The organism is Methanolinea mesophila (assembly GCF_017873855.1).
Lineage (GTDB): Archaea > Halobacteriota > Methanomicrobia > Methanomicrobiales > Methanospirillaceae > Methanolinea_B > Methanolinea_B mesophila.
Map to the genome: position 1 here is coordinate 628328 of NZ_JAGGKR010000001.1, position 14101 is coordinate 642428.

General features: G+C 60.1%; 14 protein-coding genes. 12 read left to right on the plus strand and 2 right to left on the minus strand.

Translation table 11 applies throughout. From position 1 onward, the window contains the following. The first annotated feature begins 79 nt into the window (after positions 1 to 79). The 12 genes from J2741_RS02950 to J2741_RS03005 all read left to right on the plus strand — a co-directional run bounded on the left by J2741_RS02950 (position 80) and on the right by J2741_RS03005 (position 11218). The gene (locus J2741_RS02950; RefSeq protein WP_209673552.1) at positions 80 to 1051 is read left to right on the plus strand and encodes a replication factor C small subunit; all 972 of its coding nucleotides are present in this window, start codon (positions 80 to 82) and stop codon (positions 1049 to 1051) included. Positions 1052 to 1059: 8 nt separating this feature from the next. Continuing rightward, on the plus strand, positions 1060 to 3174 hold the full coding sequence (locus J2741_RS02955; RefSeq protein ID WP_209673553.1) for a minichromosome maintenance protein MCM: 2115 nt from the start codon (positions 1060 to 1062) through the stop codon (positions 3172 to 3174). Positions 3175 to 3242: 68 nt separating this feature from the next. Further along, positions 3243 to 3572, plus strand: coding sequence for a dihydroneopterin aldolase family protein (locus J2741_RS02960; protein WP_209673554.1), 330 nt, complete (start codon positions 3243 to 3245; stop codon positions 3570 to 3572). Beyond that, on the plus strand, positions 3569 to 4396 hold the full coding sequence (locus J2741_RS02965) for a TatD family hydrolase (RefSeq protein ID WP_209673555.1): 828 nt from the start codon (positions 3569 to 3571) through the stop codon (positions 4394 to 4396). Before J2741_RS02960 ends, J2741_RS02965 begins: the two co-directional genes overlap by 4 nt. A 54-nt stretch (positions 4397 to 4450) precedes the next feature. Beyond that, a complete protein-coding gene (locus tag J2741_RS02970; RefSeq protein WP_209673556.1) occupies positions 4451 to 4741 on the plus strand; it encodes a DUF424 domain-containing protein in 291 nt (96 codons plus the stop codon). Between the two features lie 2 nt (positions 4742 to 4743). Beyond that, positions 4744 to 5790: a 60S ribosomal export protein NMD3 gene (locus tag J2741_RS02975; RefSeq protein ID WP_209673557.1), complete on the plus strand. Its 1047-nt coding sequence runs from the start codon at positions 4744 to 4746 to the stop codon at positions 5788 to 5790. Next, the gene (locus J2741_RS02980) at positions 5787 to 6656 is read left to right on the plus strand and encodes a class I SAM-dependent methyltransferase (protein ID WP_209673558.1); all 870 of its coding nucleotides are present in this window, start codon (positions 5787 to 5789) and stop codon (positions 6654 to 6656) included. Before J2741_RS02975 ends, J2741_RS02980 begins: the two co-directional genes overlap by 4 nt. Next, a complete protein-coding gene (coaBC, locus tag J2741_RS02985) occupies positions 6653 to 7822 on the plus strand; it encodes a bifunctional phosphopantothenoylcysteine decarboxylase/phosphopantothenate--cysteine ligase CoaBC (protein ID WP_209673559.1) in 1170 nt (389 codons plus the stop codon). The genes J2741_RS02980 and coaBC overlap by 4 nt, the downstream gene beginning before the upstream one ends. Positions 7823 to 7920: 98 nt before the next feature. Next, positions 7921 to 8784 (plus strand): pantoate kinase, encoded by an 864-nt coding sequence (locus J2741_RS02990; protein WP_209673560.1) that lies wholly within the window; start codon positions 7921 to 7923, stop codon positions 8782 to 8784. Then, a complete protein-coding gene (locus J2741_RS02995; RefSeq protein ID WP_209673561.1) occupies positions 8781 to 9512 on the plus strand; it encodes a 4-phosphopantoate--beta-alanine ligase in 732 nt (243 codons plus the stop codon). Before J2741_RS02990 ends, J2741_RS02995 begins: the two co-directional genes overlap by 4 nt. Further along, complete coding sequence (locus tag J2741_RS03000) at positions 9499 to 10512, plus strand: AAA family ATPase (protein ID WP_209673562.1); 1014 nt, start codon at positions 9499 to 9501, stop codon at positions 10510 to 10512. Before J2741_RS02995 ends, J2741_RS03000 begins: the two co-directional genes overlap by 14 nt. Then, the gene (locus J2741_RS03005; RefSeq protein WP_209673563.1) at positions 10496 to 11218 is read left to right on the plus strand and encodes a class I SAM-dependent methyltransferase; all 723 of its coding nucleotides are present in this window, start codon (positions 10496 to 10498) and stop codon (positions 11216 to 11218) included. Before J2741_RS03000 ends, J2741_RS03005 begins: the two co-directional genes overlap by 17 nt. Before the next feature lie 152 nt (positions 11219 to 11370). On the opposite strand, the gene J2741_RS03010 is transcribed toward J2741_RS03005, so the two are convergent. Next, positions 11371 to 12741, minus strand: a complete 1371-nt coding sequence (locus J2741_RS03010) for an AIR synthase-related protein (protein WP_209673564.1) — start codon at positions 12739 to 12741, stop codon at positions 11371 to 11373. Between the two features lie 185 nt (positions 12742 to 12926). Next, positions 12927 to 14042: a response regulator gene (locus J2741_RS03015; RefSeq protein WP_209673565.1), complete on the minus strand. Its 1116-nt coding sequence runs from the start codon at positions 14040 to 14042 to the stop codon at positions 12927 to 12929. Between the last annotated feature and the right edge of the window lie 59 nt (positions 14043 to 14101).

A 14101-nucleotide genomic window follows, 5' to 3' on the forward strand; every position in this document is an offset into this window, starting at 1 on the left:
GATCAAAAAAGCAACAAAAATACCATACGAGGGCTATCCACTGATGACCGGATCGTCCCGCCCCGAGGAGCGCCAAGGAATGGATGAGAACCACGCCATATGGATCGAGAAGTACCGCCCGACAAAACTGTCGGAGATCGTGGGGCAGGACGAGATCATCACCCGTCTGCAATCCTATGTGAAGACCGGAAACCTCCCCCACCTCCTCTTTACCGGAAGTGCAGGGGTAGGGAAAACCACGGCGGCCGTCGCCCTGGCAAGGGAGTTCTTCGGGGAGACCTGGCACATGAACTTCCGGGAGATGAACGCCTCGGACGAGCGCGGTATCGAGGTCGTGCGGAACCAGATCAAGCAGTTCGCCCGCACGTCACCCCTGGGCGGGTCCTCCTTCAAGATCCTGTTCCTCGACGAGGCGGATGCCCTCACCCCGGATGCGCAGGCCGCGCTCCGCCGGACCATGGAGAGTTATGCACTGACCTGCAGGTTCATCCTCTCCTGCAATTACTCCTCAAAGATCATCGACCCCATCCAGAGCAGGTGCGCAATATACCGGTTCCGCCCCCTCTCCCGCGACGCGATCGCGGAAGAGATCCACCGCATCGCGGGAAAGGAGAAGATTAAAATCTCCCCCGGGGCGATCGATGCGATCGTCTACGTCGCCCAGGGAGACATGCGGAAGGCGATCAATGCCCTCCAGGGCGCGGCAATCATCAGCAACGAGATCGACGGGAAGATGGTCTATGCGATCACTGCGACAGCCCGTCCGGAAGAGATAGAAGACCTCCTCTCCCTCTCCCTCCAGGGCGATTTCGAGGGTGCAGAGGCGGTGCTGAACAATCTTTTGTACGAGCGGGGTATCGCGCCGAACGAGTTGATCAACCAGTGTTACCGGGCCCTCGTGAAACGGGATATGGACCCGGGCCAGAGGGTCGCGCTTATCGATACCCTCGGGGAAGCCGACTTCCGCCTCTCGGAAGGGGCCAGCAGCGACATCCAGCTCGAAGCGCTCATCGCAAGGTTCGTGCTGCTATCAGGTAATCCGAGGAGCTAGACCCGCACATGGAAGAAGAACCCGAGACCGAGATCATCGACAGGGATGCCGACTGGAGCAGGTTCCTCAAGTCGCGGTACAAAAAGCAGATGAGCGAGATCTCCAGGGAATTTCCCTACAAGAGGTCCCTGATGATCGATTACCGGGAGGTGGAGAGTTACGGGAGGACCGGGGTCAGGATGGCCGACGAGCTGCTGGAGAACCCTGGAAAGGTCATTGAGGACGTGAAGAATGCCATCAGGAACCACCAGCTGATCAAGGCAAAAGACGGCAAGACCCCGCGGGGGGTCAATATCAGGTTCATCAACCTCCCTAAAAAACTCCAGGTCCGGGATATCAGGTCGGACCATATCAACACCTTCCTCAGTGTCGAAGGGATCCTCCGGAAGACCACCGAAGTCCGGCCCCGCGTGGTGGAGGCGCATTTCCGCTGCCCTGGGGGGCATATCACCATAAAAGACCAGGGGTACGGCAAGTTCAAGGAACCCGACGGCTGCGCTACCGACGGGTGCACCTTCAAGAAACTGGAGATGATCCCCCGGAGGTCCAGGTTCGTGGACTCCCAGAAGCTGCGTATCCAGGAGTCCCCCGAAGGACTTCGGGGCGGGGAACAGCCCCAGACCCTCGACGTCGACGTCACGGACGACCTCACCGGGAAGGTCGCACCAGGGGACCGGGTAATCATCAACGGGATACTCCGGTCCATGCAGCGGATAACCCATGGGGAGAAGAGCACCATCTTCGATATCTACCTTGAGTGCAACTCTATCGAGGTCGCGGAGAAGGAGTTCGAGGAGGTCTCCATCGATGACAAGGACGAGGAGGAGATCCTCGCCCTCTCCAGGGATCCCAATGTCTACCGGAAGATCACCCACTCCATCGCTCCCACCATCTACGGAAATGTCGACGTAAAAGAGGCCATCGCACTCCAGCTCTTCGGAGGGATCCCGAAAGAGATGCCGGATGGAAGCCATCTCCGGGGAGACATCCATGTCCTGCTGATTGGCGATCCGGGGATTGCAAAGAGCCAGCTCCTGCGGTACGTGGTGAAGCTCTCACCCCGGGCCATCTACACCAGCGGGCAGTCTGCGACCTCTGCAGGTCTGACCGCGACCGCGGTCAAGGACGAGTTCGGGGACGGGCGGTGGACGCTTGAGGCCGGAGCACTGGTGCTCGCGGATATGGGTGTCGCCGCGGTGGACGAGATGGATAAAATGCAGAAGGAGGACCGGAGCGCCCTGCACGAAGCCATGGAACAGCAGTCAATCAGCGTGGCCAAGGCAGGGATCACGGCCACCCTGAAATCGCGGTGTGCGCTTCTCGGGGCTGCAAATCCCAAATACGGGCGGTTCGATGATTACGCACCGATCGGCGAGCAGATCAACATGCCTGCATCGCTCCTCTCCCGTTTTGACCTGATCTTCATCATGAGCGACAAGCCGGATCACAAGCTGGACAATGCCATAGCGGAGCATATCCTCAAGGCACACTCCATCGGTGAGATCATCGCCCAGCACCAGAAAAATCCCATCCCCGGCGTCGACGACGAGTACATCAGGGAGCAGCTCAAGCCGGTGACCCCGGACATCGAACCGAGCCTGTTCCGGAAATACGTCGCCTACGCAAAACGCACCTGTTTCCCCCGGTTAAGCGATGCCGCGAGGGAGTCGCTCATCAGTTATTACATGAAACTCCGCGACCTGGCATCGGGCTCGAACAAGCCGGTACCGGTCACCGCCCGACAGCTCGAGGCCCTGGTCCGTCTTGCCGAAGCAAGCGCCCGCATACGGCTCTCGTCCTGCATCGAGCTCGACGATGCCGAACGCGTGGTGAAGATCGTAGACACCTGCCTCCGGCAGGTCGCCTACGATGCGAAAACAGGGAGTTTCGACATCGATAAGGTAGTGACCGGCTATTCCAAAGGGAAGCGCGACCTCATCCGGATGATCAAGGAGGTAGTCAGGGAGCTGGAGGACGAGAAGGGCCGGGCGAGGATCGACGACGTCATCAAGGCCCTCACGGAGAAAGGCCATTCGAGGGATGAGATCCGGGCACAGATCGATATGTTCCTCCGCCAGGGCGAGGCGATGGAGCCCAAACCGGGAATCATCAAGCTGATATAACCCCGTGGGTGTAAGGTCCGGACCATACCGCGGACATTTTTTTTACCCGGCCCGCCAACCGGATGGGTATGATATCCGAACGGGAACAGGCCGCATTCGAGGCGGGGATCAAGCTCGGAGCCCTTTACCACCAGTGGGTGGGTACCCCTATCTCACCGGAGACTGCAGATCTGGTGGAAAGGACGATTGAAAAGAGCGTCCGGCTTCAGCCATTCGTGGAAGAGGTGCAGGTCAGGCTCGACCGGGGCATTATGAAACCTCACTCGAAAGGGTATTCTGAACTCTCGGGGATGATGTTTTCGGTTCAGATCGCCACCACCGTAGGAACCGCAACCTGCAGGGCGGTATTAAAACCCCGGGGAGATTACCCGTTAATGGAGATACTGGAGCTGGAATGAAGATCCCGTCCTTCCCGGTGACCGATGACCATATCCATATCGACCCGGTCAACGGCAGGGGCCTGGAAGCGGCAAAAGATTTTCTCCGGGCCGGGGGGAGCCACCTGTTCCTGGTCTGCAAACCCACCTCGTCCTTCGGCATCACCCCCGCAAAGGGGACGGATTTTACGGGGGTCTTTGATGAGACTCTTGCAATTGCAGAACAGGTCAGGGAGCTCGGGCTCACCGTCGGGGTGGTCCTCGGGGTCCATCCCGCGGAGATTACGAGGCTCTCCGGATCATACCCCCTTTCACGGGTGGAGGAGATCATGAAGGAAGGGATCTCCCTCGCCGCGACCTACGTCGCCGACGGCCGGGCGGTCGCGTTGAAGAGCGGGCGACCTCATTACGAGGTCCCGGGAGAGATCCTGGACGCGTCCAACCGGGTACTGGCTCACGCATTCTCCTGTGCGGCCCGGAACGACTGCGCCATCCAGGTGCATGCGGAAAGCGGCCCCTGTGCCGATATGGTCCCAATGGCCGAATCCGCGGGTCTCCCGTCCTGGAAAGTGGTGAAACACTATGCGACACCGGATACCCCGCTCACCCCCTCGTTCATCGCCACCCACCCGGATATTCCCGAATTGTGCAGGGAAAAGAGAGAATTCACCATGGAGAGCGATTATATGGACGAGAACTCCCGCCCCGGAGCGGTCATCGGGCCGAAATCCGTGCCGAGGGCGACGTTCCGTCTTCTCGAGCAGGGGATTATCGAAGAGGAGGACGCGTTCCGCATCCACGCAGAAACCCCGGCAAAGGTCTACGGCATGGAGATATCGCGTTAGGCCGTGTGGCACGGATGCCACTTTTATGTCCGTGGCGCTCCAATAACTAAATCGATGTATTTAAAGATTCACCGCAGCCCCGACGGTGTGGTGGTGGCGGTCTGCGACCGTGAACTCCTGAATACCACGGTATGCCACGGAGATGTCGAGATCTGCATCAGCGAGAAATTTTACGGGAATTCCCCTGCACGCGAGGAAGAGATCAGGGCCGCATTAAAGACCGCGGAGAACGCGAACCTGATGGGGGCACGAGCCGTTCGTCTTGCGGTGGAGATGGGCCTGATCGATCCTTCTTCATGCATGATGCTCGGGAATGTTCCCCACGCACAGATCTTCAGGATTTGAGAATGGACATCAAGGAGAGCATCTGCCCCTCCTGCGGCAGGCCCTCCCCGGGAGGGAAACCCTGCGGGGCATGCCGGGCGGAACGGACGGTCTGGCTGGAATGCGACCCGAGGGTAAAGATTGTCTTCTGCCCTTCCTGCGAAGCACGGAAAGACCAGGGAGTCTGGACGGACATGCCTGCGTCGAGGGAAGAGGTTGCGACGGAGCGGGTATACCAGGCGATCAAAGTAAGCCCGGATCTTCGGGAGCAGCGGATCGAGGTCATCCTCACCGACCTGAGCCCCAACAGGACGTATGCCGACTGCACGGTGACCGGGACACTCTACGGCGTCGGGGTGGAGGGGCAGTGCCGGATCGAGATCGCCTGGAACAAGGAGCAGTGCGACCGTTGCAACCGGCTTTCCGGAAGTTATTACGAGGGGATTGTCCAGGTCAGGGCCGCCGGCAGGAAGCCGTACCCGTTCGAGATCGCCGCTGCCGCCCGCATCGCCGAGGAGATGGAGGAGACCCTCCAGGAGGGGGGCGAACGTCTCTCGTTCATATCGAAGATGACCGACAGCAGGGACGGGCTGGACATCACCGTGGGCTCCCAGAAGATAGGCCAGGAGATCTCCAACGCCATTGTGGCCAGGCTTGGCGGGAAATGGTCGACGCACCCGAAACTGGTCGGGGAGAAAGCCGGTCGCCAGATCTTCCGGATCACCTACTCGGTGCGCCTTCCGCGGTTTGTGCGGGGGGACGTGATCGGGCTTTCGAAACGCTATGGCGAGGTGCAACAGACCGAAGGGCATAATATACGGTATTTCGACCTTTCCTCGGGATCAATGAAGACCACGAAAGACGACGCGGACCTCCGCCTGGTGGGCAATGCCAGGGATGCGGAATCGCACATGGTGGTGTACCGCGAGTCCGACCTGATCGGGGTCCTCGACCCGGTATCGGGGGTCACCCGGGAATGTCTCGTCGGCCCTTTCATGGACCTTGCCCCCGGGGATACGGTAAAACTGTTACACGACGCTGAAGAGATCGTTCTGCTGGGAAAAGCATGAGAGTACGCGAGGTCGGGGTGAAGGAACTCGGAAAAATCCGGGGCGCGGTCTGGCGGGATGAGGAACGCAGGGTCTGGGTGGAAGGCAACACTGCGTATGTTCCGGTCAGGGAAGGTTATTCTTTCACCCGCGATCTCTCTCCGAGGACTCCGTACTCCGGGCGGGGTTACTATCTCATGGGAAACGTGGCGGTCCTTCACGGAAAAGACCCCTCGGAGAAGGAGATCCGTGAAATCGTGGAATGGACCGGCGCGGAGGGGGTACTCCTGGTGCACTCCTGCGACGGATGCGAAAGGATCCCCCGGGCTGAGGTGGTCTACGGCACCGTGGGAGAAGTCTGCCATCACGAGGCCGGAATACGTTATCACCTCGACCCACGCCACCTTATGTTCTCTATGGGAAACCGTGAAGAGAAAGCCCGGCTGTGCGCGAATCTCCGGCAGGGCGAACGGGTGGCAGACATGTTCGCCGGGATAGGCTATTTTACCCTCCCGATCGCCCGCAGAGGTGCAAAAGTCCATGCGATGGAAATAAATCCCCTGGCCTACCGCTACCTGGTGAGAAATGTCGGGGAAAACGCGGTCACTGGCCGCGTAAAGCCGGAACAGGGCGATTGCCGGGATCTCCTCCGCGGGACGTACGACCGGATCCTCATGGGACACTTCGAGAGCGTGCAGTTCCTGGATTCGGCGCTGCACCACGCGGGTCCGGGGACTGTACTCCACGTGCACAGTGCAGGAAGTACTCCCCCCGACCTCGGTGAAGCGCTCATCCAGGCCGGCTTTACCGGGACTATCACCCCCCGGAAGGTAAAGAAATATGCACCGCACCGTTGGCATTATGTACAGGACGTGATACTCGCATGAACCCGGGCAGCCCACTGGAAGGACATACGATCGTCCTGGCCGTGACCGGCAGCATCGCGGCGGTCGAGACTATCCGCCTCGCCCATGCCCTGCGCAGAAGGGGCGTAACGGTTGCGGGGGTCATGAGCCCTGCGGCCACGGGGATCATTCATCCCGACGCGCTCACGTACGCTACCGGAAACGAGACCGTAACCCGGATTTCGGGAAAGGTGGAGCACGTTGACTACTGCGGCGAAGGGGGAACGGCAGATCTCCTTCTGGTCGCACCATGCACCGCCAATACGCTGTGCAAGATCTCCGCAGGCATAGACGATACCCCGGTGACCACCTTCGCAACAACCGCGATCGGCCGGGGGATGCCCGTCGTGATTGCCCCGGCGATGCACCAGAGCATGTACCGCCACCCTGCGGTCCTGGACGCCCTCGAAAAACTGCGCTCGTGGGGGATCGTGGTGATTTCTCCCAGGATGGAGGAAGGCCGGGCTAAGATCGCCTCGATCGAGGAGATAGTGCTCCGGTGCGAACGCGAGCTGCTCGGAAAACCTCTCGCAGGGAAGAAGGTGCTCATTACCAGCGGAGCGTGCCAGGAACCGGTTGATGACGTGCGGGTTCTTACCACCCGGTCATCCGGAAAAATGGGCAGGGCACTCGCCCTCCAGGCCTGGAGGCTGGGCGCGGAGGTTACGGTGGTCCACCGGGATTTGTTCCCGTGCGTGGAGAACGTCGGCTGCAGCAGCGCCGTTGAGATGCGGGAGGCGATCAACTCTCTCTGCGAATCACGGGATTTCCATTATTACATCAGTGCCGCCGCGGTATCGGATTTTGCTCCTGCGAGAGTACACGGTAAAATCCCGAGCGGTACTCCGGTCAGTATCGCGCTCGACCCCCTGCCGAAGATCCTCGATGAAGTGATCGCACGGTACGGGATACCCTCCATAGGATTCAAACTCGGGTGGGACGAGGAGGAGCGTGCCCGCGAAATGGTCGAACAAGGAACGCTCCTCGTGGCAGTGAACTCGCCTGAGGCCCTGGGTTCCGAGAACTCGAGCATAATCCTGTTCTCCCGGGAAGACCGCGAGTTTCTCTGCGGGACCAAAGAAGAGGTCGCGGCCGGGATCTGGGATGCAGTCATCAGGCTGCGGGAGCGCGGGGACAGGCATTCCTGATACCCTGCCCTCCGACGGGGACATATTAATCTGATTTCTTTAAAAAAGTAAGAACATGCACGGGAGACCCGCTGTTTCCCGTACGAAGGTGCGTTACCATGCCAGGGAAAGTACGGGCGTTCTGCCCGGGTCATATATCCGGGTATTTCAAACCGGTATTCACCGGGGACCCGGCCACAACCGGAAGCCTAGGCGCCGGAGTGGTGATCGACGAGGGGGTCACGGTGGTCGCGACTCCTGATCGTTCCCCGGCGGTCCGGATAGTGCGAAAAGACCTTCACGGGACAATTCTCGAATCGAGGGACGGTTCGGCACCGGTGGAGTCGCTGATGGAAAAGATGGGGGTAGGGTCGAGGATCGTCACCGAATGTCATCTTCCCATCGGGGCGGGGTTCGGCCTCTCCGCCGCTGCACTCATGGCCTCGGCGCTCGCCCTCAACGCCCTCCACGACCTCGGCCTCTCCCGGAGAGAATGTGCAGGACTCGCACACGAGACTGAGGTGCTGCACCGGACGGGGCTTGGCGACGTGGCCGCCTGCCAGGCCGGGGGGAGGGACTGCCGCACCGGGCCGGGTATCCCGGGAGAGATCCACAGGGACCGGGACGCGGACCTGCACCTCGTTGCGGTCACCTTCAGTGCCCTTCCCTCGCCCACTGTCCTCACCTCCGCCGAGTCACTGGAGAGGATAACCCGGGCGTTCCCGGGGAGGTGTCCCGGGTCTCCGGAAGAATTCTTCACACTGTCCCGGCAGTTTGCCGAGGCGAGCGGGCTGATCACCCCTCCGGTCCGGAAGGCGCTCTCCCTTTGCGATGCGAAGGAAATACCGGCGAGCATGACCATGCTCGGGAACGGGGTGTTTGCAATGGGAGACCGGGCGGGAAAAGTACTCTCCGGTCTCGGCGAAGCATTTTCTCTCGGTGTCGCGGGCGAGGGGGTCCGTATCCTGGAGGTGCAGGAATGATCCCCCCCGACCATCCCCGGTACAGGTCGCTCGTCGCGCGGGAGCGGATCGCCCGTTGCGCACGGGAAGGTATCGTAAGCCTTGAAGGAATCGCGGCACACGGGAGAGGCGAGGCATTCGACTACCTGCTCGGCGAGAGAACCTCAGAAAGTGCCCTCCTCGCGGAGAAAACCGCTGCGGCTTTTCTCATAACTGCAAAGAACCCGGTTATATCGGTCAATGGCAACACGGCCGCACTCGCTGCCGGATTGATCCGCGACCTGCAGCAGGCCTCCAGTGCCAGCGTGGAGGTGAACCTCTTCCACCGCACGGAGGAAAGGATGACCCTGATCACGGGACTCCTCGAAGATCACGGGGTCAGGGTCCTGTCCGGGACGTTCGAGCGGCTGCTTCCCCTTTCGCACGATCGCGCCTGGTGTCTCCGCCAGGGGATCTATGAATCCGATGTCATCCTCGTCCCGCTCGAGGACGGAGACCGGTGCGAGGCGCTCCGATCGATGGGAAAAACGGTTATAACGATCGACCTGAACCCTCTTTCGAGGACCTCCCGTACCGCGAGCCTCACCATCGTTGACGAACTCACCCGGGCACTCCCGCAGATCACCCGGGCCTGCGGTGAAATCCCTGGAGAACAGGCGACAAAATTTATCCGTGAGTGCGACAACACCCGGTTCCTGAAATCTGCACTGCGGGTGATGGAGGGGAATCTTGCCCATGCTCTGGATTGAAAAATACCGCCCCGGGTCATTTGGGGAGATAATCGGGCAGGAAAAAGCGGTGGACCTGTTGGGCACCTTCGCCGCGACCGGGAACCTCCCGCATCTCCTCATCACCGGCCCCCATGGAACCGGCAAAACGGCAGGCGTCGAGTGTCTGGCCCGGGCACTCTACGGCGATCGCTACCCGGAGAACCTCACGGTCATCCAGGCAGGGGACCTCTTCGAGCAGGGGAAGAAGTATCTCGAGGAGAACGAGCGCTACGCGCATATTTACCGTAAGGATCAAAGCCTGCTGAACAATTTCAAAAATATCATCAGGTGGTACGCCTCGCTCCGGCCGCTTGACAGCGAATTCCGGATGATGGTCTTCGAGGGGGCCTCGGCGCTTACCCGCGAATCCCAGCAGGGGCTCCGCAGGATAATGGAACGGTACAGCGGGACCTGCAGATTCGTGTACATCACAGGCCAGCCCTCGGGGATCATTCCCGCCATCAGGTCGAGATGTCTCCCCGTGTTCTTCGCACCGCTCGCGGATGATCTCATTCTTGCGAAGCTTCGGACCATCGGATCCGCCGAAGGGCTTGCACCGGAGCGCTGCCCCGACGACACCCTGGACCTCATTGCACAGGCCGCACGGGGCGACCTGCGGAAAGCAATCATGCTCCTCCAGATCTCGGTGGAATCGAACGAACCCCCGGACCTCGTCCGCTGGTCCCAGAGTGAGACCGGCCAGGTTGCGGGAGCGATCTTTTCCGCGGTGGAAAGCGGGGATATGCAGGCGGCCGTGCGCCGGATCGAGACGCTCATGATCGAATACGGGCTCTCTGCCCGGGAAGTGATCATGGAGCTCCGCAACGTGACGAAACGGGTGTATAACGATCCCAGGATCTCCCGCGCCCTCGGCGAAACGGACTATATTCTCGGTCATTGCAACAACGAATACCTGCAACTCAACGCCCTGGTGATGAAGATACGGCAGGAGGTATTTTCCCGTGAAAGCGGTCAGTAAGGTCCAGCGCCATTACGACGAAGTCGCGCACATCTATGACCGGAGGTACGACCGTTCCGGCGGGAGAGCATATTACAGCCACATCAGCCGGCACGTCATGGAGGGATTACCCGGGGATAAAAGGCTCCTCGACCTCGGATGCGGTACAGGCCTCTTCCTGTCCAGGTACCGGTCCACGGGCGGTGATGGCGTCGGGCTCGACATCAGCCGGATGATGCTGAACAGGGCACAGGAGAGATCGCCTTCTTCGAGTCTCTGCATGGGAAATGCCGAACACCTGCCCTTCAGGGACGGAAGTTTCGACGTCGTCGCGAGCCTCCTTGCGTTCAGTTATCTCCGAAACCCTGACCGGGTGCTGGAAGAGTCGTTTCGGATCCTCTCCCCGGGAGGGACCATCGCAATATGCACGCTGGGGAAAAACCTCTTTACCACGGGCCTGCCCGCAGTCTACCAGATTGGCGAGGTGATGGGGGTGACCCACGTCGGGATGGGGAATTTCGGGGAACGCTATTACTCCGGGAATGAGATGGGGTCTCTCCTCCGGGAGGCGGGATTCCGTCAGATCACGGTGAAACGGATCTCGTTCGCACACGTCAGCCTTGCAAGGCCGTTGTTCCATCTCGCGAAAAAATTCGAGCCCTTCGTAGAGACCCATATTCCCTACCTGGCCTACAACCTGGTGGCATTCGCACGAAAGCCCGAATGAGATATTCAGGGTTCAAAAGGACCCGGTTTCTTCCCGTGAACAGGAACATCCGGGAAAGGCACCGGACACCCGTGCAGACGCTGAAAAAGGCGGGTTGCCAACCGGGGGCATATTCCCGGCTGCATACCCGGATTGACCAGATATCGTTCGGTTTATTCGCCAGATGGTGTTATCCTTTTCAGTACGGATTCTTTCTTCCGGATTGCCGCCAGGGCAGCCGCTTCCACCAGGTTCTTCATCTCGTCGAAATCCCGGGCGGTCCGGTCGACCACCTTCTTGACCGGGGTATACGCCGCTTCCCGGAACCGGGGGGAAAAGTCCCTTCTCCCGTCATCTGTCTCGAGAAGCGCCTCCGGAACCCCTTTTTCGACACAACCGATCTCCTCGATGCGGACCCCGGCGGATGAGATTACCGTGCTGATTGCGGGAGCGGCCTCCCGGGGGGCGACGATGAGCAGCGCATCGAGGGATACCCCAAGGTAATCGATGGAGAGCCTCTCCAGGAGTTCTCTCACCCGGGGCTGGACAAGCCCCGCCACACGATCCTCCCGGACCACGATCCTGCACCCTGCCGTCTGGGCCATCTCGTGCACATCTCCCCGGAGCCCCCCGTTAGTCACGTCGGTCATGGCGTGGATCCGGTGCAGTACCGGGTCCTTGAGCAGCGTCTCGCACGCGGTAAGAAAATGGAGGTTGATGGTCTCCTCGACCACTTCGGGAAACCCGGAGTACAGGGCGGCAGTGGCAATGGTGCCTCCTCCCGCGCCCTCGGTCATGAGCAGTACATCACCGGGAGCAGTGCCCCTTCGTGCGGTGAGATGGCCTGCGATCCCTACCGTCCCTACGCACCCCGTCATACGGTTCCCGAGCACCATGTCCCCGCCGATGCGGAGCGTCGATCCGCTCACAAGGGGGACACCCATCGCCTCTCCCACCGTGGTTATTCCCGCAGTATAGTCGAATATCTTTGCCACGTCGCCATCGTCGGCGACGTGGATATCTGAGAACAGCATGATCGGTCTTGCACCCATCACGTACGCGTCACGGAGCGTGGCCCTCGTGGCATGGAATCCGGCGAGGAAGGGAAAATCCGAGAGCCGGGAGTGCATCCCGTCGACCGTGCACACGACGTACCGGGCATTTCCCTGTTCTTTGCCGGGGACTTCCCCCGGGACGCGGGCAAGCGGGACGACCCCCGCATCGTCCATCTCGTCGACCCCCACCACCGCCCCTGTCTTACCGATGATCCTGGCAATCTGGCGGTGGGCAAAAAAGTCGCCCGTGCCGCGTGAACCCACCCCGAATTCACCCATCTTCACCCCTGCAGGGGAGAACGAGAACAGGTCCCCGGAAAGCCCTGTGGTATTCCTGACCTCCTCGATGACCGCATCCGAAAATTCCCGCGCATAGGAGGACTGCACACCGGGTTTGTACTCCTTTATAAGGCTCACGAGATCTTCACGTACCGAAGACACGTCCTCTCCCCGCGCGATCCTCCGGCGAACGAATTCCTCCACGTCCATGTCTAGCTCTTGTGCTCCGTGTGATAAAAAACAAGGGATCTTCGGATTGGATCACGGAGAACGGAAGGAAGAAGGGATCCCCCCGCCGTGTTCAGGTCTGGCCCGGTGCGGTATGCCAGGCCGCCTGTTGGAACGAAACCGCTTTCTGCCCGGGCCGGGAAGGGGCCCGTCACGAGAGCGCGAGGTCAGTACCGTTCGCTGTGTTTGAGGGTAACGGCAAATGATTCACGCCCCTCGTGAATCGTCCGCGAGAGTCGTGCAGTCACCCTTTTCATTCCTTCGGGTGCGCACATCACATATTCGGAGATAAGACCTATCGGGACCTTTTCAAGCGTTTTGAGATCGCTCTCGAGCGCGGGGTGACTTTGGGCATGCAGGATCTCCCGTATATTTTTCACCTCTTTTCCTTCCGTGCCCGATAATACCCGTGCAGAGTGTGTGATCGAAAGAATTGTCCCCTCCGAATCGATCACAATCCTCGGCGAAGTACGCACAGACTCCGCCTGTTTCCGTGATACCTGGGAATCCTCCGTGCTTCCTTTCACCCTGACGACCTCCACGATTCCGGTCAGGGTGTTTCTATCGTCCAGGTAGACCCGGACATGCTCTTCACAACGTGCTCCGAGGGAGCCCGGTGGTGCTTCGGCCCGGGCCGTCATTCCCCCGTCCGGTTCGGTTCTGATATCGGAATAATACCGCGATTGCAGTTCACCTGGCGCGAGGACCAGGTCGGCGAGAATGGGCCGCGCCGATCCGAAGAGCACCTCTGCGAGACGATGGTCCGCGCGACCGCGCATTGATTCCGCAGGGAGGCCGGTCAACTTCTGCATGTGTACGTTCCATTCGGCGATCCGCCCGTCGCGATCGAAAAGGCATGCAGGGTCCGGGATCGCCTGCACAATTCTCACAAGATCTGTCAGGCTGTGCCCACTTGTTCTCGCCTTGACCGCATGTTCGATGCGTTCGCGAAGGACCGCAAGCTGGGTGCGCGGGTGCCTGCCTTTCTTCAGGTAATAGTCGGCTCCGAGGTTCAGGGCTTCGATCGCCACTTTCTGGCTGCCTTTTCCGGTAAAAATAATGAACGGGATCTCGTTTCCTTTCTCCCGGACTTTTTTCAGGAGATCGATCCCCGTTGTCCCGGGCATGAAGTAATCCGCTACGACGACGTCGAAATTCTCGTTCGCCAGCGCATTCAGGGCATCGCCGGCGTTCCCCGTAGCCCTGACCCGAAAGTCTCCCGATGCCTCGAGGTATTCTTTTGCGAGATCACACAATCCGGGTTCGTCATCTACAAACAGCACTAACGTCAGTCCAAACCCCCCCCGGGCCATTGGTCTGAATCCCTGTTGACTTCCTTGGT